This window comes from Nonomuraea sp. NPDC050783 (assembly GCF_040802095.1).
Classification (GTDB): domain Bacteria; phylum Actinomycetota; class Actinomycetes; order Streptosporangiales; family Streptosporangiaceae; genus Nonomuraea.
Map to the genome: position 1 here is coordinate 87,707 of NZ_JBFAHK010000007.1, position 24,524 is coordinate 112,230.

20 protein-coding genes are annotated in these 24,524 nt (G+C 73.0%); 11 read left to right on the forward strand and 9 right to left on the reverse strand.

From position 1 onward, the window contains the following. Positions 1 to 18: 18 nt before the first annotated feature. Complete coding sequence (locus tag AB0H75_RS20655; protein ID WP_367798363.1) at positions 19 to 612, reverse strand: NADPH-dependent FMN reductase; 594 nt, start codon at positions 610 to 612, stop codon at positions 19 to 21. Between the two features lie 103 nt (positions 613 to 715). Between AB0H75_RS20655 and AB0H75_RS20660 the strand changes: the two genes are divergently transcribed. Next, positions 716 to 1,576, forward strand: a complete 861-nt coding sequence (locus AB0H75_RS20660; RefSeq protein ID WP_367798365.1) for a helix-turn-helix domain-containing protein — start codon at positions 716 to 718, stop codon at positions 1,574 to 1,576. 128 nt (positions 1,577 to 1,704) lie between these two features. Here AB0H75_RS20660 and AB0H75_RS20665 read toward each other — a convergent pair whose 3' ends face one another. The 3 genes from AB0H75_RS20665 to AB0H75_RS20675 are packed head-to-tail and all read right to left on the reverse strand — an operon-like array spanning position 1,705 to position 3,984. Next, positions 1,705 to 2,313, reverse strand: coding sequence for a pentapeptide repeat-containing protein (locus AB0H75_RS20665; RefSeq protein ID WP_367798367.1), 609 nt, complete (start codon positions 2,311 to 2,313; stop codon positions 1,705 to 1,707). A gap of 17 nt (positions 2,314 to 2,330) precedes the next feature. After that, on the reverse strand, positions 2,331 to 3,491 hold the full coding sequence (locus AB0H75_RS20670) for a cation:proton antiporter (RefSeq protein ID WP_367798369.1): 1,161 nt from the start codon (positions 3,489 to 3,491) through the stop codon (positions 2,331 to 2,333). 10 nt (positions 3,492 to 3,501) lie between these two features. Then, positions 3,502 to 3,984, reverse strand: a complete 483-nt coding sequence (locus AB0H75_RS20675) for a cation:proton antiporter regulatory subunit (RefSeq protein WP_367798371.1) — start codon at positions 3,982 to 3,984, stop codon at positions 3,502 to 3,504. A gap of 256 nt (positions 3,985 to 4,240) precedes the next feature. On the opposite strand from AB0H75_RS20675, the gene AB0H75_RS20680 reads away from it, so the two are divergent. From AB0H75_RS20680 to AB0H75_RS20690, 3 genes are all read left to right on the forward strand, one after another. Next, complete coding sequence (locus AB0H75_RS20680) at positions 4,241 to 4,885, forward strand: response regulator (RefSeq protein ID WP_367798373.1); 645 nt, start codon at positions 4,241 to 4,243, stop codon at positions 4,883 to 4,885. A 93-nt stretch (positions 4,886 to 4,978) separates the two neighbouring features. After that, a complete protein-coding gene (locus tag AB0H75_RS20685; RefSeq protein WP_367798374.1) occupies positions 4,979 to 5,422 on the forward strand; it encodes an ATP-binding protein in 444 nt (147 codons plus the stop codon). Between the two features lie 64 nt (positions 5,423 to 5,486). Then, positions 5,487 to 6,530, forward strand: coding sequence for a PAS domain S-box protein (locus AB0H75_RS20690; protein ID WP_367798376.1), 1,044 nt, complete (start codon positions 5,487 to 5,489; stop codon positions 6,528 to 6,530). A gap of 84 nt (positions 6,531 to 6,614) precedes the next feature. Here AB0H75_RS20690 and AB0H75_RS20695 read toward each other — a convergent pair whose 3' ends face one another. Then, positions 6,615 to 7,799, reverse strand: a complete 1,185-nt coding sequence (locus AB0H75_RS20695) for an acetate/propionate family kinase (RefSeq protein ID WP_367798378.1) — start codon at positions 7,797 to 7,799, stop codon at positions 6,615 to 6,617. Beyond that, positions 7,775 to 10,078 carry a phosphoketolase gene (locus AB0H75_RS20700; protein ID WP_367798380.1) on the reverse strand — a complete coding sequence of 768 codons (2,304 nt, stop codon included), beginning with the start codon at positions 10,076 to 10,078 and terminating at the stop codon, positions 7,775 to 7,777. Before AB0H75_RS20700 ends, AB0H75_RS20695 begins: the two co-directional genes overlap by 25 nt. 207 nt (positions 10,079 to 10,285) lie before the next feature. On the opposite strand from AB0H75_RS20700, the gene pgi reads away from it, so the two are divergent. From pgi to AB0H75_RS20715, 3 genes are all read left to right on the forward strand, one after another. Further along, complete coding sequence (pgi, locus tag AB0H75_RS20705) at positions 10,286 to 11,917, forward strand: glucose-6-phosphate isomerase (protein ID WP_367798382.1); 1,632 nt, start codon at positions 10,286 to 10,288, stop codon at positions 11,915 to 11,917. A 114-nt stretch (positions 11,918 to 12,031) separates the two neighbouring features. Continuing rightward, complete coding sequence (locus AB0H75_RS20710) at positions 12,032 to 12,385, forward strand: spore germination protein GerW family protein (protein WP_367798384.1); 354 nt, start codon at positions 12,032 to 12,034, stop codon at positions 12,383 to 12,385. A 44-nt stretch (positions 12,386 to 12,429) separates the two neighbouring features. Further along, positions 12,430 to 13,065: a LysE family translocator gene (locus AB0H75_RS20715; RefSeq protein ID WP_367798386.1), complete on the forward strand. Its 636-nt coding sequence runs from the start codon at positions 12,430 to 12,432 to the stop codon at positions 13,063 to 13,065. A gap of 515 nt (positions 13,066 to 13,580) precedes the next feature. Here the strand turns inward: AB0H75_RS20715 and AB0H75_RS20720 are convergent. The 3 genes from AB0H75_RS20720 to pulA form a co-directional block, all read right to left on the reverse strand. Next, entirely contained in the window at positions 13,581 to 14,306 is a 726-nt protein-coding gene (locus AB0H75_RS20720) for a VIT1/CCC1 transporter family protein (RefSeq protein WP_367798388.1), read from the reverse strand. A gap of 184 nt (positions 14,307 to 14,490) precedes the next feature. Then, positions 14,491 to 15,090, reverse strand: coding sequence for a hypothetical protein (locus tag AB0H75_RS20725; RefSeq protein ID WP_367798390.1), 600 nt, complete (start codon positions 15,088 to 15,090; stop codon positions 14,491 to 14,493). Between the two features lie 208 nt (positions 15,091 to 15,298). After that, entirely contained in the window at positions 15,299 to 19,234 is a 3,936-nt protein-coding gene (pulA, locus tag AB0H75_RS20730) for a pullulanase-type alpha-1,6-glucosidase (RefSeq protein WP_367798391.1), read from the reverse strand. A 198-nt stretch (positions 19,235 to 19,432) separates the two neighbouring features. Between pulA and AB0H75_RS20735 the strand changes: the two genes are divergently transcribed. The 4 genes from AB0H75_RS20735 (at position 19,433) to AB0H75_RS20750 (ending at position 24,427) form a co-directional block, all read left to right on the forward strand. Continuing rightward, on the forward strand, positions 19,433 to 20,740 hold the full coding sequence (locus tag AB0H75_RS20735; RefSeq protein ID WP_367798393.1) for an extracellular solute-binding protein: 1,308 nt from the start codon (positions 19,433 to 19,435) through the stop codon (positions 20,738 to 20,740). A gap of 3 nt (positions 20,741 to 20,743) precedes the next feature. Next, the gene (locus tag AB0H75_RS20740; protein WP_367798395.1) at positions 20,744 to 21,748 is read left to right on the forward strand and encodes a carbohydrate ABC transporter permease; all 1,005 of its coding nucleotides are present in this window, start codon (positions 20,744 to 20,746) and stop codon (positions 21,746 to 21,748) included. Continuing rightward, on the forward strand, positions 21,745 to 22,593 hold the full coding sequence (locus AB0H75_RS20745; RefSeq protein WP_367798397.1) for a sugar ABC transporter permease: 849 nt from the start codon (positions 21,745 to 21,747) through the stop codon (positions 22,591 to 22,593). Before AB0H75_RS20740 ends, AB0H75_RS20745 begins: the two co-directional genes overlap by 4 nt. 94 nt (positions 22,594 to 22,687) lie before the next feature. Next, entirely contained in the window at positions 22,688 to 24,427 is a 1,740-nt protein-coding gene (locus AB0H75_RS20750; RefSeq protein WP_367798399.1) for an ABC transporter ATP-binding protein, read from the forward strand. Positions 24,428 to 24,524 lie beyond the last annotated feature (97 nt).

A 24,524-nucleotide genomic window follows, 5' to 3' on the forward strand; every position in this document is an offset into this window, starting at 1 on the left:
CCCCGCTCATGTCCCCCGTCATGCCACGTACGGGGTGGTCAGGCGGGCGTCGCGCAGCACCCGGCTCCACCAGCCGAGCTGGTCCAGCAGCACCTTGGCCGCGCCTTCCGGCCCCTCGGGCTCCAGCAGCCGGCCCTCGGCGTCGAAGCGCAGCCAGTGCTGGTCGAAGGTGATGGTCTGGCGGATCGTCACCGCGTGCAGCTCGGCGAAGACCTGCCGCAGGTGCTCGGCCGCGCGCACGCCGCCGCCCATGCCGCCGTAGGAGACCAGTGCCACGGGCTTGGCCTGCCACTCGGTGACGTGCCAGTCGATGAGGTGCTTGAGCGAGGCCGGGTAGCTGTGGTTGTACTCCGGGGTCACCACGGCGAACGCGTCGGCCCCCGCCAGCCGCGCCGACAGCTCCCGCAGCTCCGGCGGCCGGGATCCGGTGTCGAGCAGCGCGGCGGGCGCGGCGGGCAGCGCGGCAGGGAGCGCGTGCCCGGCCGCGTCGAGCACGTCCACCTCGAAGAGGCCGTGCCGCCGGGCCTGCTCCTCGAACCAGCGGGTGATCGTCGGGCCGTGGCGGCCCTCGCGGACGCTGCCGGTGATCACGGCGAGTCTCATGGTCGTCATGGCCGCCAATCTGCCGGTGACGGTGGCGGCGAGGGAGACCGGGACGAGACTGGCCCTGACGGGGCCACGATGACGCGGGGGCCGCCGCCGTAGACTCACCGGCGTGAGCGACAACGAGCTGGGGGCCTACCTGCGGGCCCGCCGCGAGGCGGTCAGGCCGGCCGACGTGGGGCTGCCCGAGGGGTCCCGGCGGCGCACGCCGGGGCTGCGCAGGTCGGAGCTGGCCACGCTGGCGGGGGTCAGCGTCGAATACCTGACCAGGCTGGAGCAGGGCCGTGACCGCCACCCGTCCATCCAGGTGCTCGGCGCGCTGGGCGATGCCCTGCGCATGACGCCGGAGGAGCGCGTCCACCTGCGCAACCTGTCCAAGATCAGCAGTGGCGCCTTCGCGCTGTGCCCCGGCGCCGAGCAGTTCCCGGCCCGCACCGTGCGCGCCACCGTGCGGGCGGTGCTCGACCGGCTGGAGCCCACGCCCGCCGCCGTGCTCAACCGCCTCGGCGAGGTGGTCGCCGGCACCGCCGGCTTCGAGCGCCTGTACGGCCCGCTCGGGCTGCCGGCCGCCGGCGACCCGCCCAGCCTGCTCCGGTACGTCTTCACCGACCCGCGCGCCAGGGTCGCCCACCCCGACTGGGACCACGTGGCCGACGAGCTCGCCGCCGCGCTGCGCCTGGAGGTCACGGCGGGCGACCGGTTCGCCGGCGAGCTGGCCGCCGAGCTGGAGTTCGCGGCGGGGGAGGCGTTCGCCGAGCGCATGGCCAGGCCGCCCGCGCCGCCGCTCGTGGCGCCCGTCCTGCGGCTGGCGCACCCGGAGGCGGGGGAGCTGCGGCTGGCCCGCGAGGTGCTGGAGGTGGACGGCGGCGACCAGCGGCTGGTCGTCCACCTGCCCGCCGACGCCGCCACCGCGGCCGCCCTCGACCGCCTCACCGGCCGCCACCCCGGCGCCCTGCGCGCCGTCACCGCCTGACGCGGGCGGCCGGGAGGCATTGGAGCGGGCGGCCGGGGGTCCGGGGGTCCGGGCGTCCGGCGGGCCCGGTGCGGCTTCCGGCCGAAGGCGCGGGCGCCCGGCGGGCCTCGGTGCGGGCGGCCGGTGGTTCAGGGGCGGACGACCAGGCCCAGGGCGGTCGCGACGGTCATCGCCTGCGCCGGGTCGATGATCGCGCCCTTGAGCGTGACCTCGGCCGGGTCGAGCGTGCCGAGGTCGCTGCCGCGCAGGTCGCACTTGGTGAGGTCGGCCCCGCGCAGCCACGCCCCCGACAGGTCCGAGCGCCGCAGCGTCGCCCCCTCCAGCCGGGCGCCGCTGAGGTCGGCCTCGCGCAGCCGCACCCCGTCGATGGTGCTGCCACGCAGGTCGGCCTGGGCGAGCCGGGTGTAGGACCAGTCGCCGCCCTCGGCCTTGAGCAGCCCGTACGTGCACGACTCGAACCCGCTGCCGGTCATCTTGCAGCCCGTGAACGTCGCGTCGAAGAACGAGCAGCGCACGAACAGGCAGTTGAGGAAACGCGCGTCGGTGTGCTCGGAGACGTTGAAGCGCACATTGCCGAACGTGCACTCCTCGAACGTCGAGCCGTGGTCGATCAGCTCCGTCATGTCCACGTCCTGGAACAGGACGCGCCGGAACTCCGCTCCCGAGATCTCCAGCGCGTCCCACTCCTCGGCGCCGATCGTCCGCTCGACGGGGAACCCGGGTCTGCCGTTGGTCATGCGAACAAACTAGCGGATCAGGCCCGCTTCGCGATGGCCGTGATGAACGGCTGCACCAGCTTGGCCGCCAGCGGCCCGAAGGCCGCCAGGATGAGCACGTAGGCCGCCGCCAGCGCCCCCAGGTCGGGGTGCGCGCCCGCGCCGACCGCCAGCCCGGCGATGACGATGTTGAACTCGCCGCGCGGGATGAGCGCGATGCCGGCCCGCGCCTGGCCGGCCTTGCCGATGCCCGCCCGGCGGGCCGCGTAGATGCCGGTCAGGAGCTTGGTCACCATGCTGACCAGCGCCAGCAGCGCGGCCAGCCCCGCCACGGGCAGGATCTTCGCCGGGTCGGTCTGGAAGCCGAAGAAGACGAAGAACACCGCCGCGAACAGGTCCCGCAGCGGCGCCAGCAGCGCCTGCGCGTCCTCGGCCAGCTCGCCCGACAGGGCGATGCCGACCAGGAACGCGCCCACCGCCGCCGACACCTGGAGCTGCTGGGCCAGCCCGGCCACCAGCAGCGCCAGCCCGACCACCTTCAGCAGCAGCACCTCGGAGTTCGGGCTGGAGACGAACGCCTCGATGAAGCGCCCGAACTTCAGCGCCACCACCAGCACCACGCTGACCGTCGCCAGCGCGATGCCCACCGCGACGGCCCCCTTCATCAGGCTGAGCCCCGCCAGCATGGTGGTCAGCACCGGCAGGTAGATCGCCATCGTCAGGTCCTCGAAGACCAGCAGCGACAGCACGGTCGGGGTCTCCCGGTTGCCGATCCACCCCAGGTCGGACAGCACCTTGGCGGTGATGCCCGAGGAGGTGGCGTAGGTGACGCCGGCCATCGCGACGGCGGCGACCGGCCCCCAGCCGAGCAGCAGCGCGCAGATCGCGCCGGGCGCGGCGTTGAGCACCAGGTCCACGATGCCGGCGCGGGCGTTGCCGGTCAGGCTGGTCACCAGCTCGTCGGCGTTGTACTCCAGCCCCAGCGTGAGCAGCAGCAGCACCACGCCCAGCTCCGCGCCGACGGAGATGAACTCCTCGCTGGTCGCCAGCGGCAGCACGCCGCCCGTCCCGAACGCCAGGCCGGCGATCAGGTAGAGGGGGATGGGGGAGATGCCGCCGCGCAGCGCCAGCGCGCCGAGCACGCCGAGACCGAGGAGGACGGCGCCGAATTCCAGGAAGAGGATCGCGGTTTCGTGCAAACCCGCGCCCCTACCCTCGTGCCAGGATGTCGGCCACTTCGGCGGTGCTCTCCTCGCTGCCCACGACCACCACGACGTCGCCCGCGCCGAACACGAAGTCGGGGCCGGGACTGGCGAACACCCGGCCGCCGCGCACGACGGCCACGATCGAGGCGCTGGTACGAGTGCGTACTCGCGCCTCGCCCATCTGCCGGCCCGCGTACGGGGAGCCGTCCGGGATCGGGAGCTGCACGCTGACCAGGCCCTCGACCTGCTCGTGGAGCTGGTTGAGCCGCTGCACGATGCGCGGGGCGCCGAGCAGCTCGGCCAGGGCGTCGGCCTCCTCGTCGTTCAGCTTGACCGTCTGGCAGGCGCGGTCCGGGTCGTCCTTGTCGTAGATCACCAGGTCCCGGCGTCCGGTGCGGTGGGAGACGACGCCCACCCGCTGTCCCGCGCGGGTGGTGAAATCGTGCCGCAGTCCGATCCCGGGCAGTGCTGTTTGCTCGACCTCCACCTATCCCACCTGTCCGAATCCGTTTATTTCCGGACAACCCTACCAATGGGCCGATACGCGATGGTCACTGTGCGTTTCCGCCTGTCCGCCCGCGCGATCGCCGCTGGCAGGAGGCGCGGGGACGTGGAAGGCTGAAGGCGGGCGTCCGGCGCAGCGGGCGGGCGCCCGGCGCTGTGAGCACGTCAGCAGGTCAGCAGGTCAGCACGTCAGCACATCAGCAGGACGCACGAGAGCGGAGCCGAGGATCATCACGTCAATGCCGCCCACCCCGCCCATCCGGCTGGTGCTGGTCGAGGATCACGCCATGGTCGCCGAAGCCATCGGCCTGGCGCTCGGCCGCGCTCCCGGCATCGACGTGGTCGCCCACGCCGGCACGATCGCCGCCGCCCTCGCCGAGACGGCCCGGGTCCAGCCCGACGTGGTGGTGCTCGACCGCCTGCTGCCCGACGGCGACGGCATCACGGTCATCGGGCGGCTCACCGCCGCCGCGCCGGCGGCGCGGGTGCTGGTGCTGGCGGGCGAGGCCACCGCGTCCATGGCCGCCAGGGTGGTGCAGTCCGGCGGCGCGGGCCTGCTGGTGAAGTCGTCGCGGCTGGACGAGCTGGAGTCGGCGGTGCGGGAGGTGGCGGCCGGCGGGGTGGTGTTCCCGCAGAGCCTGCTGCCCGGCGTGTTCGACCGGCTGACCGGGCGGGCCGGACGGCTGGGAGCCCACCTCACGGCCCGCGAGCGGGAGACGCTGCTGCTCCTGGCCGAGGGCGCGGGCACGGACGAGATCGGCGAGCGGCTCGGCATCGCCAGGAACACCGCCCGCAACCACGTCCAGCACGTCCTGGAGAAGCTGGGCGCGCGCTCGAAGCTGGAGGCCGTCGCCGTCGCCCGCAGGGAAGGGCTGCTCGACTGATGCAGATGCACCAGAGCGCTTCCCGCAGACGCGTCAGAGCGGCTGGCGCAACTGCCTCTCGTGGGTGCAGCCGCGCTACCCGAGAGTAGATGGGTGAGCAGCGAGGAGGCGGGGGCGTACCAGGTCGACACTCATCTGCCGCAGGAGATGGACAGCATCACGGCCGCCCGCCGGATCGCCGAGGACGCACTCGCCGCCAGCGGTTACCGCGGCCGCGCGGAGGACGTGCTGCTGGTGGTCTCGGAGCTGGTGACGAACGCGCTCATCCACGGCGACGGCCCGCCCGCCCTGCGGATCAGCGCAGGCACCGACCGGTTCCGCGTCGAGGTCGGCGACGACGGCCCCGACCGTCCCGAGCTGCGCGCGCCCGGTCCGTCCAGCGGCTGGGGCCTGCACGTGATCCGGCTCCTGGCCGCGAACTGGGGGGTCACCGGCGCGGACGACGGGAGCGGGGAGAGCGGCAAGGGAGGTAAGGTCGTGTGGTGCGAGCTGGCGGCAGGGGTCGTCCCGCTCCAGGCGCGCCCCACCGGCGCCTGATCGTCCCGTCACCGGCCACGCGCGATCGGTCCCGGTTCCCCGACCGGCCGTGAAAGGCTGCGTTATGCCCGAGCGCGACCGTCCCCCGGAGGACATGCGGCTGCTCGTCCAGAGCATCCGCGACTGCGCCATCTTCACGCTCGACCCCCTCGGCAGGATCGCCAGCTGGAACGCCGGCGCCCAGCGCATCGAGGGGTACGCCGCCGAGGAGATCGTCGGCCGGCACTTCTCCGTGCTCTACCCGGCCGAGGACGTCGCGGCCGGCAAGCCGGCCGCGGAGCTGGCGGTCGCCGCCGCCGACGGCCAGTGGGAGGAGGAGGGCTGGCGGCTGCGCGAGGACGGCACCCGGTTCTGGGCCGGCGTCGTCATCACCGCCCTGCACGACGAGCGCGGCGGCCTGCGCGGCTTCGGCAACGTCATCCGCGACCTGACCGAGCGGCGCGGCATGGCCCGCGCCCTCGACGAGCGCGGCATGCTGCTGGCCCGCCTCATCGAGGCCCAGGAACGCGAGCGCCGCCGTATCGCCAACGACGTGCACGGCGACACCATCCAGTCGATGGTCGCGGTCGGCATGCTGCTGCGGCTGCTGGAGCCGCGGCTGCCGCGCGAGCACGCCGACGCGGTGCGCGGCATCGACGAGGCGGTGGACGCCGCCGTGCAACGCCTGCGCGAGCTGGCCTTCCGGCTGCGCCCGCCGGTGGACGGGCTGGTGGAGAGCCTGGTCACGTACATGGAGACGGCCATGCAGGGCACCGGCGTGACGTACGAGCTGGCGCACGACCTCGACGCCGAGCCGCCGGCCGAGGCGGCGATCACGGTCTTCCGCATCTGCCAGGAGGCGCTGACCAACGTCACCCGGCACGCCGGCGCCGCCTCCGTCACCGTGTCGCTGGCCTCGCGCGCCAAGGGCGTGCACGTGCGGGTGCACGACGACGGCGTCGGGCTGGCCCGGCGGGGCGGGCGGGGCCGGCGGGGCGGGCACTTCGGGCTGATCGAGATGCGCGAGCGGGCCGAGACGGCGGGCGGCTGGTGGGACATCCGGGGCGATCGCGGCACGGGCACGACGGTGGAGTTCTGGGTCCCCGCCGTGCCGCACCACCGCCCCTGACCGGCCGCCCCTGACCGGCCGCCCCTGACCGGCCGTCCCCGACCCGTCGCCCTCTCGGCCCTGCCGTCCCCTACGCGCCGTCCCCTACGCGCCGTCGCCGATCAGGGCGAGCGCCTGGCGGGCGATCTCCCACTCCTCGTCGGTCGGGACGACCAGCACCGGCACCTCCGCGCCCGCGGGGGAGACGGCCCGCTCGCCGCCGCCCGCCGCCTCGTTGAGCGCCGGGTCCACGACGATGCCGAGCCGTTCGAGCCCGGCCGTGGACTCCGCGCGGGTGGCGGCGTCGTGCTCGCCGACCCCGCCGGTGAAGACGATCGCGTCCACCCGGCCCAGCAGCGCGTAGTAGGCGCCGACGTACTTGCGGATGCGCCGGGTGTAGATCCGCAGGGCCAGCCGGGCCTCGTCGTCGTCGCGGGCGCGCACCTCCCGCATGTCGTTGGTGCCCGCCAGCGCCAGCAGGCCGCCGCGGTGGCTGAGCTCGTGCTCGACCCGCTGCGGGTCGGCGTCGGCCACCCGGGCGAGGTAGCCGGCCAGCGCCGGGTCCACGTCGCCGGAGCGGGTGCCCATGACCAGCCCCTCCAGCGGGGTCAGGCCCATCGAGGTGTCCACGCTGCGCCCGCCGGAGATCGCGGTGGCGCTGGCGCCGTTGCCCAGGTGCAGCACGATGAGGTTGAGCTCGGCCAGGTCGCGGCCGAGCAGCGCGGCGGCGCGGCGGGAGACGTAGGCGCAGGAGGTGCCGTGGAAGCCGAAACGGCGCACGCCCAGGTGCTCGCGCCACTCGCGCGGCACCGCGTACGTGTACGCCTCCGGCGGCAGCGCGAGCTGGAACGCCGTGTCGAACACCGCCACCTGCGGCACCCCGGGGAACGCCTCGCGCGCCACCCGGATGCCGGCCAGGTTGACCGGGTTGTGCAGGGGAGCGAGCGGGGCCAGCTCCTCGATGGTGGCGATCACCCCGTCGTCCACCAGCACCGGCCCGTCGAAGCGGGTGCCGCCGTGCACGACCCGGTGCCCCACCGCGACGGGGTCCAGCGCGGGGCCGGCCGCGGCGAACGCCTCCAGCATCGCCTCCAGCCCCTCGCCGTGGCCGGGGAAGGGCCGCTCCCGCACGTACGGCGGCCCGTCCCCGGCGCGGTGGGTGAGCCGTCCGGACTCCTCGCCGATGCGCTCGACCAGCCCTTTGGCCGGGCGCTCGTGGGTCCGGACGTCCACCAGTTCGTACTTGATCGAGGATGATCCCGTGTTCAGGACGAGAATGTGGCCGGCCATGTCCAGGAGCTTATTTCCGCCGGGTCCTCGCCGTGCTCGCGGGTGTACGCGCGGGCGTGCAGCCGCGCGTCGCTCATGCGCTGCCGCAGGTGGGCCGCCTTCGAGCCGAGCCCGGGGACGCGGTCCACGACGTCCATGACCAGGTGGAAGCGGTCGATGTCGTTGAGCATCGCCATGTCGAACGGCGTGGTGGTGGTGCCCTCCTCCTTGTAGCCGCGCACGTGGATGTTGGCGTGCCCGTGGCGGCGGTAGGTGAGCTGGTGGATCAGCGACGGGTAGCCGTGGAAGTTGAAGATGACCGGCCGGTCCACCGTGAACAGCGTGTTGAACTCCGCGTCCGGCATGCCGTGCGGGTGCTCGGTGGACGGCTGCAGTCGCATGAGGTCCACCACGTTGACCACGCGCACCTTCAGCTCGGGCAGCTGCTCGCGCAGGATGGCGGCGGCGGCCAGCGTCTCCAGGGTCGGCACGTCGCCGGCGCAGGCCAGCACCACGTCCGGCTCGCTGCCCTCGTCGCTGGAGGCCCAGGGCAGGATGCCGAGGCCGCGCGTGTTGTGCGCGATCGCCTCGTCCATGGTGAACAGGTCGAGCACCGGCTGCTTGCCGGCCACGATCACGTTGACGTAGTCGCGCGAGCGCAGGCAGTGGTCGGCCACCGAGAGCAGGGTGTTGGCGTCCGGCGGCAGGTAGACCCGCACGACGGAGGCCTTCTTGTTGACGACCACGTCGAGGAAGCCGGGGTCCTGGTGGCTGAAGCCGTTGTGGTCCTGCCGCCACACGTGCGACGACAGCAGGTACGTCAGCGACGCCACCGGCCGCCGCCACGAGATCTTCTGCGACGACTCCAGCCACTTGGCGTGCTGGTTGAACATCGAGTCGACGATGTGGATGAACGCCTCGTAGCAGTTGAACAGCCCGTGCCGGCCGGTCAGCAGGTAGCCCTCCAGCCAGCCCTGGCACAGGTGCTCCGACAGCACCTCCATCACCCGGCCGCCGGTGCCCAGGTTCTCGTCGGTGGGCAGCAGCTCGGCGTCCCAGGCGCGGTCGGTGGTCTCGAACACCGCCTGCAGCCGGTTGGAGGCGGTCTCGTCCGGGCCCATCAGCCGGAACGTGCTCGGGTTGGCGGCGATCACGTCGCGCAGCAGCCCGCCCAGCACGCGGGTCGGCTCGCTCTGCTGCTCGGCGGGGGCCTTGACCTCGACGGCGTGCCGGCGGAAGTCGGGCAGCCGCAGCGGCTCCAGCAGCTCGCCGCCGTTGGCGTGCGGGTTGGCGCTCATCCGCAGCGGGCCCTCGGGCACCGACTCGCGGATGAGCCCGACCGGCCGGCCGTCCGAGCCGAACAGCTCCTCGGGCCGGTAGGAGCGCATCCACTCCTCCAGCATGGCCAGGTGGGACGGGTTCTCCCGGACGGTGGCCAGCGGCACCTGGTGGGCACGCCAGGTGCCCTCGACCGGCTTGCCGTCCACCTCCTTCGGACCGGTCCAGCCCTTGGGCGTGCGCAGGACGATCATCGGCAGCCGGTCGGCGTCGCCGCTCTTGTAGGCGGCCATCTGCTCCCAGCACAGGTCCAGGGTGGCGGCCATCTCCTCGTGGTCGGGGCCGACGACGTGCGGGCGGTAGCCGTAGCCCTCCATGAGCTTGAGCAGCTCGCCCTCGGGGATGCGGGCCAGCACCGTCGGGTTGGCGATCTTGTATCCGTTGAGGTGCAGGATCGGCAGGACGATGCCGTCCCGGCCGCGGTCGAGGAACTTGTTGGAGTGCCAGCTCGCGGCGAGCGGGCCGGTCTCGGCCTCGCCGTCCCCGATGATGCAGGCCACCACGAGGTCCGGGTTGTCGAACGCCGCGCCGTAGGCGTGCGCGAGGGAGTAGCCCAGCTCGCCGCCCTCGTGGATCGAGCCGGGCGTCTCCGGCGCCGCGTGGCTCGGGATGCCGCCGGGGAAGGAGAACTGCCGGAACAGCGCCCGCATGCCCTGGACGTCCTGGGTGATGTCGGGATAGCGCTCCGTGTAGGTGCCCTCCAGCCAGGCGTGCGCCACCGTCGCCGGGCCGCCGTGCCCGGGGCCGGCGATGTAGATCATGTCCTGGTCCCGCTCCTTGATCACCCGGTTCAGGTGCGCGAAGCAGAAGTTCAGCCCCGGGGTGGTGCCCCAGTGGCCGAGCAGGCGGGGCTTGATGTGCTCCGGCCGCAGCGGCTCGGCCAGCAGCGGGTTGTCCAGCAGGTAGATCTGTCCGACAGACAGGTAGTTGGCGGCACGCCAGTACGCGTCTATGTGCTCCATGCCAGTGCCCCTTCCTCCACAGAACCCCCTGAACCCCCTGCGAGGGGACAGATATCCCGGCGATCCCGCGAATGCCACATGGCTCGCAAAGACACGGCTCCGCCGTGCGCGGAATCGGCCGCGGTGGGTACGGGGTTACGGAACGATGGACCCGAGGCTTGATCGGTTCGATCGGTTTGCACGGTTGGCGATGCGAGGAGGAGACACGTGAGCGGCGACATCACCCAGAGCCAGGAGTGGGCGGCGCTGGGCAAGCACCAGGAAGAGCTGGCCGGCCGGCACCTGCGCGAGCTGTTCGCGGAGGACCCCGGCCGGGCCGAGCGCATGACGGTGACCGCCGGCGACCTCTACCTCGACTACGCCAAGCACCGCGCCACCCAGGAGACCGTCGGCCTGCTGCTGGCCCTGGCCGAGCGGGCCGGTCTGCGCGAGCGCATCGAGGCGATGTTCGGCGGCGAGCACATCAACGTCAGCGAGGACCGCGCCGTCCTGCACGTGGCGCTGCGCATGCCGCGCGAGGCGGAGCTGACGGTCGACGGCCAGGACGTGCCGGCCGACGTGCACGCTGTGCTCGACAAGATGAGCGAGTTCGCCGGCCGGGTGCGCTCCAAGGAGTGGAAGGGCGCCACCGGCAGGCCCATCGAGACCGTGGTCAACATCGGCATCGGCGGCTCCGACCTCGGCCCCGCCATGGCCTACGAAGCGCTGCGCGACTACGCCGACGCCGGCATCTCCGCCCGCTTCGTCTCCAACATCGACCCGGCCGACATCGTGGGCAACCTGCGCGACCTCGACCCGGCCACCACCCTGTTCGTGGTCAGCTCCAAGACCTTCACCACCCTGGAGACGCTCACCAACGCCCGCGTCGCCCGCCGCTGGCTGGTCGAGGCGCTCGGCGACGAGGCCGTCTCCCGGCACTTCGTGGCCGTGTCCACCAACGCCGAGAAGGTCGCCGAGTTCGGCATCGACACCGCCAACATGTTCGGCTTCTGGGACTGGGTGGGCGGCCGCTACTCCTACGACGGCGCCATCGGGCTGTCGCTGATGATCGCCGTCGGGCCGGAGCGCTTCCGCGAGATGCTCGACGGGTTCCACACCATGGACGAGCACTTCCGCACCGCGCCGTTCGAGGCCAACATGCCGGTGATCATGGCCATGCTCGGCATCTGGTACACCGACTTCTTCGGCGCCGAGACGCGTGCCGTCCTGCCCTACAGCCAGCGGCTGCACCGCTTCCCCGCCTACCTGCAGCAGCTCACGATGGAGTCCAACGGCAAGTCGGTGCGCGCCGACGGCAGCCCGGTCACCGTTCCCACCGGCGAGATCTTCTGGGGCGAGCCGGGCACCAACGGCCAGCACGCCTTCTACCAGCTCCTCCACCAGGGCACTCGGCTGGTCCCCGCCGACTTCATCGGTTTCGCCGAGCCGTACGAAGACCGCGAGGGCATGCACGACCAGCTCACCGCCAACCTGCTGGCGCAGACGTCGGCGCTGGCGTTCGGCAAGACCGCCGAGGAGATCGCCGCCGAGGGCACCGCGCCCGGCATCGTCCCGCACAAGGTCATGCCCGGCAACCGGCCCACGTCCACCATCCTCGCGCCGAAGCTGACGCCGTCCACGCTGGGGCAGCTCGTCGCCCTCTACGAGCACATCGTGTTCGTCGAGGGCACGATCTGGGGCGTCGACTCCTTCGACCAGTGGGGCGTCGAGCTGGGCAAGAAGATGGCCCTCGACCTCGCCCCCGCCCTCACCTCGGACGAGCCGCCGGCGAGCTTCCCCGACCCCTCGACCGAGCGCCTGGTCCGCCGCTACCGCGAGCTGCGCGGCCGCCGCGCCTGACCCCGGAGCCTGACCCCGCACCTGGCCTCCCGTACCTGGCCTCCCGCACCCGACCCTGGCGTCCGGCCTCCGCTTCGAGTGGAGGCCGGGCCGCTCCTGGGCGAGGATGGGGCCATGGACATCATGGAGCTGGTCGAACGGTCGAAGGACTCGGCCACCGTCAAGCACGTCTTCGGCGAGCCGATTCACCACGGCGACGTCGTGGTCGTCCCCGTCGCGCGCATCGCCCAGGGCGGCGGCGCGGGTCAGGGGCAGGGCAGGAACGACAAGGAGGAGGGCGGCGGCAGCGGCCTCGGCTTCGGCTACGGGGCCACGCCCGCCGGGGTGTTCGTGATCAAGAACGGCGAGGTGAAGTGGCAGCCCGCCGTGGACGTCAACCGCATCGTCCTCGGCGGCCAGTTCGTCGCCGTCGTGCTGCTCCTGACGCTGCGCGCGATCTTCAAGAAGTGGCGCCCCAAGCGGCGCTGACCTCCACCTCCTGCCGCCCCGGGCGGGGCCCGTAAGGTGACGCCATGACCTCTCTGACGCAGATCATGACGTTCGGCGGTGTTGTCCTGCTCGGGGCCATGTCCCCAGGCCCCGACTTCGCGGTCGTCGTCCGCCGCTCGGCCCTCTCGGGCCGCCGGTACGGCATGGCGGCCGCGCTCGGCATCGCGGTGGGCGTGTCCGCCTGGGTGGTGGCCGCGGCCACCGGCGTGGCGGCGCTGCTGGCCGCCTCGGCGACGGCGTTCACCGTGGTGAAGGTGGCCGGCGCGGCCTACCTGCTCTACCTCGGGGCGAAGGCCTTGCGCGCGGCGCTGCGCGGCGGCGGCGAGCTGCGGCTGGACCTGCCCGGCCCCGCCCGGCGCGGCGCCTGGGCCGCCTTCCGCGAGGGCCTGCTCACCAACGCCCTCAACCCCAAGGCGGCGCTGTTCTTCGTGGCGCTGGTGCCGCAGTTCGCCGGCGCGGACGCGGCGCTGCCCGGGGCGCTCCTGCTGTCGCTGGTGGCGCTGGCCGGGACGGTCGCCTGGTTCCTGACGGTGGCCACGGTCGTCGGCACCCTGCGCAGGCTCTTCGCCCGCCCGGGCGTGCGCCGCGCGGTGGACGCCGTGACCGGCACCAGCCTGATCGCCCTCGGCCTCAGACTCGCCACCGCCTCCCGCCCGTAGCCCGGCGTCGGCCCGATCGGCTCCTCGATCCGGCCGGCCCGGAAGGCCCGCAGGTCGTCCTTGACCACGTCCCGCGCCATCAGGTGCCGGCGGCGCGAGGTGCGCACCAGCCGGCGCGTCCCGACTTCGCGCGTTGACGCCGCCGAGCCCCCGGTAGCGCAGCCGCACCCGGTGCCGATCCCGTGTCCCACGGCGGGCGGCCAGGCCGCCGACACCTTCCACCTGGTGATCCCGTCGCTGCCGGGGCACGGCTTCTCCGGCCCGCAGCCTGGCACCGGCTGGACGGACGGCCGTGGCGCCGGCGGCGCGCACCTGCCACGAGCGGTTCAACGACTTCACGATGGAGGCGCCGAAGGAGCGCGGACGGTGCCGACGCGGGGGCGGTGCCGACGCGGGGGCGGTGCCGACGCGGGGGCGGTGCCGACGCGGGGGCGGTGCCGATCGCGGGGACGGTGCCGATCGCGGGGGCGGTGCCGATCGCGGGGACGGTGCCGATCGCGGGGACGGCTTCGCTCCTAGGCCACGGTGACGCCGAGGAGGTGGCCCAGGCCGAAGGTCACGGTGGCCGCGCCGGCGCCGAGGGCGAGCTGGCGCAGGCCGCCGAGCCACCAGGGCCGCGCCGTCATGGCGGCCACCGCCGCGCCGAACCCGAACAGCCCCAGCACGCTCAGCACCACGGCGACCGCCAGCCCGCCGGCCCCGAAGAGGAACGGCGCCAGCGGCACCAGCGCGCCGGCGGCGAAGGCGAGGAACGACGAGGCCGCCGCCACGTACGGCGAGGGCAGGTCGTCCGGATCGACCCCCAGCTCCTCGCGCACGTGCACGCGCAACGCCTGCTCGGGGTCGGCCGACAGCCCCTCGGCCACCCGCCGCGCCAGCTCGGGGTCGAGGCCGCGCGACTCGTAGAGCGCGGCCAGCTCGGCCCGCTCGCCCTCGGGGTTGCGGGCCAGCTCGCGCCGCTCCACGGCGATCTCGGCGCGCATCAGCTCGGTCTGCGACTTCACGGAGGTGTACTCGCCGGCCGCCATCGAGAACGCCCCGGCGGCCAGCCCGGCGAACCCGGCCAGCACGGCGGCCTTCCCGCCGGTGCCCGCCGCGCCCACCACGCCGGCGATCAGCGCGAAGTTGGAGACCAGCCCGTCCATCGCCCCGAACACCGCCGGACGCAGCCAGCCGCCGGTCACGTCCCGGTGGGTGTGGTGCTGCTCGGGGGAGTACGGCTGGGCGAGCTCGATAGTCATGGAAATTCCTCCACTTACGGGTCTCTCGTCCAGAATGTATGGTTCTGCGAGAAGATCCGCAACGAAGGAAAGGCTTGCCTGACCTGCGGAAAGGCCGCTCCGCCAAGTGATCGTCACGTTCCGTGGCGGGGCGGGTGCGAGAAGATCCCCGCGGTGCGTGGCCGCGGGGATCTCGACCCGGAGGTCAGACGCGCGCCGGCGCCGACACCGGCACCCGGGACGCGGGTCCGGCGGTCGTGGGCTGGATCATCGCGGCGCAGTCGGCGATCGTCTCCTCCAGCAGCCGCCGCAGCAGCGCGTCGGGGTCGGCGACGCACGCCTGGACGATGCCGACCACCGCGAGCTGCACGGCGTTCGGCGCGGCGTATCGGCGGAAGCCCTTCTCGCTGATCTTCGCTGCCCGGCTGAAGCGCCTGGCCTGCTCGGCCGCGTGCGGCACCTCCTCCAGGGCGCGCCTGCTCTCCTCGCTCAGCCGGCCCGGCGGCGCTCCGTCCAGCCTGGCGAGCATCTCCTCGGCCGCCAGCACCGACACCGCCAGCGCGAGCTGGCGCTCGGCCGCGGCCACCGGCAGCGCCGTCGTGGCGCAGCGCAGCGCGATGCGCGCGTCCACGCGCAGGTCGTCGCCGGCCAGCCCGATGATCGACGGGACGAGCGGGACCAGTGCGGCCCGGGTCTCGTCACCGACGTTGTCGTTGACCAGGCGGGCCAGCGCGGCCAGCAGCGGGTGCGTGCAGGCCGGATGGTCGCTCCATCGTTCCCCGGCAAGGTAGGAGGCCAGTTCCATGAAACAGGCACCGCGCTTCGGGTTGCGGTGTCTGCCGCGGGACAGGACCGGCATGTGATCAAGGTGATTGTCCACGGGTGCTCCATGCTCCACGCGATCGCCGTCTATCCAGTCTGCGCCGTTGTTCCCGGCATTTCCAGCGATTTGTCTTGGACATAAACCTTTCGTCCGTCCTGCGCCCGCTGCCCGGAGCCGGGAGATCGAAACGTCACGTCGCGACGAACACCGCGACCGTCCGGCCCGGCACGGTGAGCGTGCCGCTCGCCCGGTCGGCCGCCGACGCCCGCACCACCGGGTCCGCCGAGGCGGCCAGCACCGGGTGCAGCGCCACCTCCCGCCCCGCCAGCGCCGGGATCCGCTGCGCGCGCTCCAGCGGGGTGGCGTTGAACACAACGGCGACCGAGCGCCAGCGCGGATCGAGGCCGGCCGTGTCCACGTGCATGGCGACCACGCCCTCGGCCGAGGCCGGGAACGTCAGCCGCCGCCGCACCTCCTCCCCGGAGCCCAGCGCGAACGCCGGCGTCGAGGAGCGGACGCGCAGCAGCTCCCCGAACCGCTCGCGGGCCGCGCCGATCGCCTCGCAGCCGGGCCGCAGCGCCGGATCGGCCAGCAGCGGCCGGGCGTACGGCCAGCGGGCCTCGTTGTCGGCCCGGGGCGGCAGGCCGCCGCCGAACCCGTTGCCCGCCGAGCAGTCCCACAGCAGCCGGTTGAACCAGTCGCCGGAGTCGTAGGAGTTACGGTCGAAGGACTTCGAGCGCAGCCGCTCGCTGCCCGCGTGCACGAACGCCACTCCCTGCGACAGCAGCACCACCGCCAGCGACAGCACCTGCATGCGTACGCGGTCGGCCATCGGGGTGCGCGGCGGCAGCTTGTACGCCAGCGCGTCGAACAACGTCTCGTTGTCGTGCGCGTCCACGTACAGGACGCACTCGCCCGGCTCGGCGGCGTACCCGGCGGGGGAGCCGTTGTGGCGGACCTCTGACGCCTTCCGGCCGGAGGGCAGCACGTAGTCGCGCAGGCTGCCCGTCAGGCCGATCCTGACAAGGTCGCTGTAGTGGGCCAGCCGGGCCCGCCGCTGCTCGGGACCGCCGTCGGCGGGGCCATCGTCGGCAGGGCCACCGTCGGCGGGGCCACCGTCGGCGGGATCGTCGCCTGCGGAATCACCGTCGTTGGGATCACCGCCGGGCGGGCCGGCCAGGCCGGAGCCGAAACCCCGCACGCGCGGGTCGGCGTCGAACGGGCCGCCGCCGCGCACCGCGTCCCGGGGCCCGTCGGCGAACGTCGCGATGCCGGTGCCCGCCAGGCCGGCCTGCGTGGCCTGCTCGAAACGGGCGCCGTCGGCGACCTCGCCGAAGTTCCAGCCCTCGCCGTACAGGATGATCGAGCGGCCGTCCACGCCGTCGTCCGCCACCGTGAGCGCGTCGAGCGCGCGGCGCACGGCCAGGATGTTCTCCTTGGGATGGTGGCCCATCAGGTCGAAGCGGAACCCGTCCACCTTGTACTGGCGGGCCCAGGTGACGACCGAGTCCACCACGAGCCGGCCCATCATCAGGTGCTCGGGGGCGGTGTTGGCGCAGCAGGTGGAGGTGGCCACGGAGCCGTCCTCCAGGAGGCGGTGGTAGTAGCCGGGGACGATCGGGTCCAGGACGTCCTCGGAGTGGGTGTGGTTGTAGACGACGTCCATGACCACGCGCAGCCCGGCCCGGTTGAGCGCGGCCACCATGCCGCGGAACTGCCGGATCCGGTCGTCGGGGTCGGTGGCGTACGAGCCTTCCGGCACCGTGTAGTGCAGCGGGTCGTAGCCCCAGTTGAAGGAGTCCGTGGCGGCGGTGCGGGCGACGATCTCCTGCTGGCGCTCGGAGTCGGGCGGCAGCGCGGCCAGGTCGTCGCCGGGCTCGGTGCGGTCGGCGCGGCGCTCGGGAACGGTGGCCAGGTCGAAGACCGGCAGCAGGTGCACGTGGGTGATGCCGTCGGCGGCCAGGGCGCGCAGCTCCCGCGTTCCGGCCGAGTCGAGCCCGAAGGCGGCGTACGTGCCGCGCAGCTCCTCGGGGACCGTGGTGTCGGAGGCGGAGAAGTCGCGCACGTGCAGCTCGTAGATCGCCGCCCGGTGCGGTGGCACGGGGGGCGGCTTGACCAGGCGGTCCCAGCCGGGGGGCTTGGTCGCGGCGGCGTCCAGGCGGACCAGGCGGCTGCGGACGCCGTCCGGGGCCGTGGCCAGGCTGTAGGGGTCGGTGACCTCGCTGGTGACCATCCGGCCCGCGGCGGGGGAGTAGACGGTGACGAGGAAGGTGTAGTCGCGGCCCATCCAGGACGGCGAGCCGTGGACGGACCACACGCCGGTGCTGTCGTCGCGCCGCATGGGGTACACGGTGCGGGCACCGCCGCGCCGCGCGGCCGGGCGAGCTGTGGGGGTGCCGGTGGGAGTGCTGGTGGGGGCGCTAGTGGCGGTGTCGAGGAGAGCGCCGGCCGGGTGGGCGCGGGCGTAGAGCGCGAGTTCCACCCGCCGCGCGGTCGGGGCCCACAGCGCCAGGCGGGGCCGCAGGCGGCCGGTGGGGCCGAGCGGGGCCGTGGCGGCCGCGGCGTACAGGTCGTCCAGGACGCCGGGGAGCTGCACGCCCGTGGCCGCGACCAGCGCGCCGGTGGCGTCCCGGGCCACGGCCACCACCTGGCCGCGCAGCGCCGTACGGGCGAGCGGGGCGTCGTGCGGGTGCACCTTCAGCACGGTGTACCCGGCCAGGTGCGGCCACCGGCGCCGCTGCTCGGCGGTCAGCTCACCGGGAACCAGGCGGATGACCCCGGCTCCCCCCTCACCACCGCCCCCGGCCGCTCCGTCCCCCTGGGTGCCGTCCTTGGGGGAGGGGGTGGTGTTTCCGGAGTGGCCGTCCTCGGGGGTGCCGTCCTTGGGGGAGGGGGTGGTGTTTCCGGGGTGGCCGTCCTCGGGGGTGCCGTCCTTGGGGGAGGGGGTGGTGTCCCCGGAGTGCCCGTCCTCAGGGGCGCTGCCCTTCGGGGAGGGGGCGGGGAGGGCTGCGTTCCTGGAGTTCCCGTCCTCGGAGGTGCCGGCCTCCTGGGAGAAGGGGGAACCGGAGGGGACGGGGGCGGGGGTGTTGTCCTTCAGGGTGAGGTCGTGGCCGGTGAAGGTGAGGGTGGCGTCCGGGGTGAAGGTCAGGGTGTGGTGCAGCGAGCGGGGGATCCGCCAGACGACCGTGTCGCGGTCGATCCAGTGCGCGCGGCACCGCCGCAGGTCGGCGTCCGGCGGCGCGGGGCGGGGCAGGACGGGGCCCGCCGCCCCCGCCACCCACCACACCTCGTGCCCGGACAGCGCGGTCTCCAGCGTCCGCTCCCCGCCCGGGCCGGGGTCGCCGTCCCTGCGCAGATCGTAGCCGAGGCTGCGCGCCCCCTCCGGCAGCGGCACCTCGAACACGGCCCCGAAGGCGTCCCGGCCCGCCGGCCGCACCCGGACGCCGTCCGCCAGGTGCAGCGCCAGGCCGTCGTAGTCGCCGTCCGGGCGGTGGTGGTGCAGGACGATCACGCCGTCGGCGGCGGCCCGGGTCGGGTGGACGGCGGCCGAGCCCGAGTTCACGTACGCCTCCGGCTGCGCCGCCGGGACGATCCGCTGGTCCGGCCCGGGGTCCTTGGCCGATCCCGCGTGCACGACGAAGCTCAGGACCCCGGCGGGGTCGCGCAGCGGCACCCGCCAGTACGCGCCGAAGGAGTCCACGCCGTCCGGCTCCCGCGGGCGTGCCCACTCCGTGACCGCCTCGGGGGCCACCGCGTCGCCCCACAGGTGCAGGCTCCACCCGCCGTACGCGCCGTCCGGCCGCCGGTAGCGGACGACCGCGTACCCGTCGGCCGCCGCCCGCGAGGGGAAGAAGCCGTCGCGGCCCTCGTCCAGCCAGATCTCGGGCGTGCGTGCCGGGTCCACCAGGCGGTCGCCGCCGTCGGTGGTCCCGCCGCGGTGCGGGAGCACGCCGACCTCGCGGGCGCCCGGTAGCAGCGGGATCCAGGCGAAGCGCCCGTAGGCGTCCTCGCCCGCGAGCGGCAGCGGCGCGTGCCACTCGGTCGGGTCCGCCACGTCGCCCCACACGTGCAGACCCCACCCGTCGGGGTCCGCGCGCCGGTCGTGCACCACCAGCAGGTCCTTCATCTCTGCCTGCTTACGCGATTTCCGCCCCGGGGGCCAGGTCTCCCACGCCTTCTGCAAGTCTTTCGGGAAATTTCTGAAATGAGGGGCCGAAGGAATGTAACAACTTGCAGAATCCTTACGCACCCCTCTACCCGACCGCGTCACGTCGGCGTAACCTCCGGCTTGCTCCACCTCATAAAGCGCTGTGAGGAGAAGGACATGCGACGACTCTTTCCTGCCGTCTTACCTGCCGCGACCGTCCTTGCGAGCCTGACGCTGGCGGTCGCCGCCTGCGGCGGAGGCGGAGGCGGGGGCGAGCCGGCCGCGCCCGCCGCATCGGTCTCCGACCCCACGAAGATCACCGGCGAGGTGACGTGGTGGGACACCACCCGGCCCGACAGCGAGGGCCCGACGTTCCAGGCCCTGATCAAGGAGTTCGAGGCCGCCTACCCCGGCATCAAGGTCACATATGTGAACGTGCCGTCGGACCAGGCGCAGAACCAGTTCCAGACCGCCGCCCAGGCCGGCAGCGGCGCGCCCGACGTGATCCGCTCGGAGGTGGCCTGGACCTCCCAGTTCGCCTCCCTGGGCTACCTGCAGCCGCTGGACGGCACCCGGGCGGTGGACCGGCCCGACGACTTCCTGCCCGGCCCGCTGAGCAGCACCAAGTACAACGGCAAGACCTACGCCGTGCCCCAGGTGACCGACACCCTCGCGCTCATCTACAACAAGCGGCTGCTGAAGGAGGCCGGCCACGAGGAGCCGCCGAAGACCGTGGCCGAGCTGAAGCAGACCGCGCTCGACGTCAAGGCCAAGACCGGCGCCGAGGGGCTGGCGCTCAACGTGGACTCCTACTTCCTGCTGCCGTTCATCTACGGCGAGGGCGGCGACCTGCTCGACGTCCAGAGCAAGAAGATCGTGATCGACTCCCCGGCCAACGTGAAGGCCATGCAGACCGTCTCCGACCTCATCAGCTCCGGCGCCGCGCCCAAGCCCGCGACCACGGAGAGCTACGCCAACGCCATGACCGCCCTCAAGGAGGGCAAGGCCGCGATGATCTACAACGGCCCCTGGGCGCTGTCGGAGATCTACCAGGGCAAGGAGTTCAAGGACAAGCAGAACCTGGGCATCGCGCCCGTCCCGGCCGGCTCGGTCAAGGCCGCCGCCCCCACGGGCGGCTGGAACCTGGCCATCTACGCCGGCTCGAAGAACATCCCGGCGGCCTACGAGTTCGTCCGCTTCATGACCACCCAGAAGGCCCAGGCGAAGATCGCCAAGGAGATCAGCCTGCTGCCGACCCGCACCTCGGCCTACGCCGACCCGGACGTGCAGGGCAACCGGGACGTCGCGGTGTTCAAGCCGATCATGGACACGGCGGTGCCGCGGCCGTGGATCCCGGAGGGCGGCCAGCTCTTCCAGCCGCTGCTGGAGGGCTACCAGGACCTCGTCGGCGGCAAGTCGGCCCCCGCGGACATGCTCAAGAAGGTCAGCGAGCAGTACCACGGGATCATGAAGGACTGGAGCTGACCGGTGACGGTCTCCACCAGGAGCGCGGCGGCCGCGGGCCAGGGAGCCGGCGGCTCCCGCGGGCCGGGCCGCCGCCGCGAGCGGCCAGGCCGGCTGCGCCGCTCGTTCGCCGCCCACTGGTACGCCTGGGCGATGGTCGCGCCGGTGCTGGTCGTGATGCTGGTGCTGATCGGCTGGCCGCTGGCGCGCGGGGTGTACCTGTCGCTGACCGACGCCAACGAGGCCAACATCGGCCGCACCATCGGCGTGAACGTCATCCCGTCCACCTACGAGTTCGTCGGCCTGGACAACTACCTGCGGATCCTGACCAGCGGCCTGTTCTGGGACAAGCTCACCTGGACGGTGATCTGGACGGTGGTCTGCGTGGCCGCCCACTACGGCATCGGCCTGGCCCTCGCCGTCATGCTCAACAGGAGGCTGCGCTTCCGCTCGGTCTACCGGGTGCTGCTGATCCTGCCGTGGGCGGTGCCGGCGTTCGTGGCCGCCTTCATCTGGCGCTACCTCTACAACAGCGACTACGGCGTGATCAACGGCATGCTCGAGCTGGCCGGGCTGGGCCCGGTCGGCTGGCTGGACGAGCCCGCGACCGCGCGGATCGCGGTCATCGCGGTGAACGTGTGGATCGGCGTGCCGTTCATGATGGTGGCCCTGCTGGGCGGCCTGCAGTCGATCCCGGCCGAGCTGTACGAGGCGGCCGAGGTGGACGGGGCCGGGCCCTGGCAGCGCTTCCGCGCGATCACCCTGCCGGGGCTGCGCCAGGTGTCGTCCACGGTGATCCTGCTGGGCACCATCTGGACGTTCAACATGTTCCCCATCATCTTCCTGGTCACCCGCGGCGGCCCGGGCAGCGAGACCGAGATCCTGGTCACCTACGCCTTCCGCGAGGCGTTCACCGGCGTGCGCGACTACTCCGGCTCGGCGGCCTGGGGTGTGATCATCCTGCTCATGCTGGTCGTGCTGGCCGTCGGCTACCGCAGGACCCTGCGTTCGCAAGGAGACCCCTGGTGAGCACGTACCGCCCGCGCGGCGAGCGCGGGCCCCTCGCCTCCTTCGGCCTGCACGCGGGCCTGCTGATCGCGGTGGCGATCAGCCTGTTCCCGGTGGTGTGGCTGGTGCTGACCTCGCTCAAGCCGCGCGACGGCTGGCTGTCGAGCGAGCTGCGCCTGTTCGACGGCTCCTCGCTGGACAACTACGCGCGGGTGCTGACCGCCACCGAGTTCCCGCGCTGGCTGCTCAACAGCGTGCTGACCGCCGGGCTCACCATGGTCGCCGGGGTGTTCCTGGCGGCCACCACCGGGTACGCGGTCAGCCGCTTCCGCTTCCCCGGCCACCGGGGCGTGATGTGGCTGCTGCTGGTCACGCAGATGTTCCCGGTGGCGATCCTCATCGTCCCGCTGTACAACCTGATGGCCGGGCTCGGGCTGCTCAACCAGATCCCGGGGCTGGTCATCGCGTACATGACGATCGCGGTGCCGTTCTGCGCCTGGATGATGAAGAGCTACTTCGACACCGTGCCGATCGAGATCGACCAGGCGGGGCTGGTGGACGGGCTGACCCCGTTCGGGGTGTTCCGGCGGGTGGTGCTGCCGCTGGCCCGGCCGGGCATCGCGGTGACCGCGTTCTACTGCTTCATGACCGCCTGGGGCGAGGTCGGCTACGCCACGGTGTTCATGTCGCAGGAGGACAAGCGCACGCTGGGCGTCGGCCTGCAGCAGTTCATCGGCCAGCACTGGTCGGACTGGGGGCTGATGACGGCCTCGGCGGTGCTCATCGCGATCCCGGCCGGGGCCGTGTTCCTGCTGGTCCAGCGGCATCTCGTCACCGGGCTCACAGCGGGGGCCACGAAGGCGTAGCCGGCGGTGCCCTGATCCGGAGATGCCCCGACATGCGGCAGAAATCTTCCACAAGAGATGATGTTGAGCGGTTTTCGGCCGTATTGGGGGATAAGTGATCACCGCTCTGGATCATCAATATCGCGGCGAGCATCCCGTCCGCACCCTCGCCTACCTCTTCCGCCAGGACCGCGGGCGGCTCGCCGTGGCCGTCCTCGCCTTCATGATCAAGCACAGCCCCACCTGGCTCCTGCCGCTCATCACCGCCAACGTCATCGACGTCGTGGTCGGCCACGGCCCGGTCGGGCAGCTCTGGCTCAACGCCGCCGTCCTGTTCACCCTGCTCCTGCTCAACCTCCCCTTCCACCTGCTGTACGTGCGCTGCCTGCACGGCGCCATCCGCCGCGTCGGCACCGGCCTGCGCTCGGCCCTGTGCCGCCGCATGCAGCAGTTGTCCATCGGCTACCACTCCCGGGTCAGCGCCGCCGTGCTCCAGACCAAGGTCATCCGCGACGTCGAGAGCGTCGAGCAGAGCACCCAGCAGGCGAGCGACATGGGCCTGAGCGCGCTGGCCCAGCTCGCCGGCGGCCTGGTGGTGATCGCCTTCCGGGTGCCGTGGGCGATCCCGGTGTTCCTGGTCGTCGTGCCGGCCGCCGCGCTGCTCGTCGTACGGCTGCGCCACCGCCTGCGCGAGGACAACGAGAGCTTCCGCCGCGAGGTCGAGCACCTGTCCAGCCGGGTCAGCGAGATGACCACGCTCATCCCCATCACCCGCGCCCACGGCCTGGAGCAGGACGCCCTGCACCGCGTGGACGGGACCCTCACCCGCGTGCTGCGCAAGGGCCTGCGCCTGGACCTGCTCAACGGCCGCTTCGGCGCGACGGCCTGGATCGTGCTCAACTCGCTCGGCGTGACCTTCCTGGCCGGCTCCGCGCTGGTCGCCTACTACCAGGTGCTGCCGATCACCGCGGGCGACGTGGTCATGCTGACGACGTTCTTCACCACCCTGACCTCCGCCGTGACCGCGCTGCTCGGCCTCACCCCCGTCATCAGCAAGGGGCTGGCGTCGGTGCGCTCCATCGGCGAGGTCCTGCAGGCGCCCGACCTGGAGCAGAACGCGGGCAAGGCCGAGGTGACCGCCGTGCGCGGCGAGGTCGACTTCCAGGACGTGACCTTCTCCTACGGGCCGGACGGCGCGGCGGTGCGCGACTTCAGCCTGAAGGTCCGGCCCGGCGAGACGATCGCGCTGGTCGGCGCCTCCGGCGCGGGCAAGTCCACGATCCTCAACCTCGTCATCGGCTTCCTGCGCCCCACCGCCGGCCGCATCCTGCTCGACGGCCGCGACATGGAGGAGCTGGACCTGCGCGGCTACCGCCGCTTCCTGTCGGTGGTGCCGCAGGAGTCGATCCTGTTCGAGGGCAGCATCCGGGAGAACGTCACCTACGGCATGAGCGAGGTCACCGACGAGCGGGTGCGGCAGGCGCTGCGCGACGCCAACGCCCTGGAGTTCGTCGACCGGCTGCCCGGCGGCCTCGACACGGTCGTGGGGGAGCGCGGCGCGCGGCTGTCCGGCGGCCAGCGCCAGCGCCTGGCGATCGCCCGCGCCCTCATCCGCGACCCGCGCGTGCTCGTCCTGGACGAGGCCACCTCCGCCCTGGACACCCGCTCGGAACGGCTCATCCAGCAGGCCCTGGCCCGCCTGGTGCGCGGCCGCACCGTCTTCGTCGTCGCCCACCGCCTGTCCACGATCAGGAACGCCGACCGCATCGTGGTCATGCACGAGGGCCGCATCGCCGAGGTCGGCACCCACGAGGAGCTGATGGAGCGCGAGGGCGCCTACGCGGCACTCGCCTGAGCCGGACGCAAGGCCGGGGCGGCGGGCGCGCACCTCGATTGCATAACGTCATGAAGAAGTCACTGTACGTAATAGTAGCAGTACAGGATGCTGACCT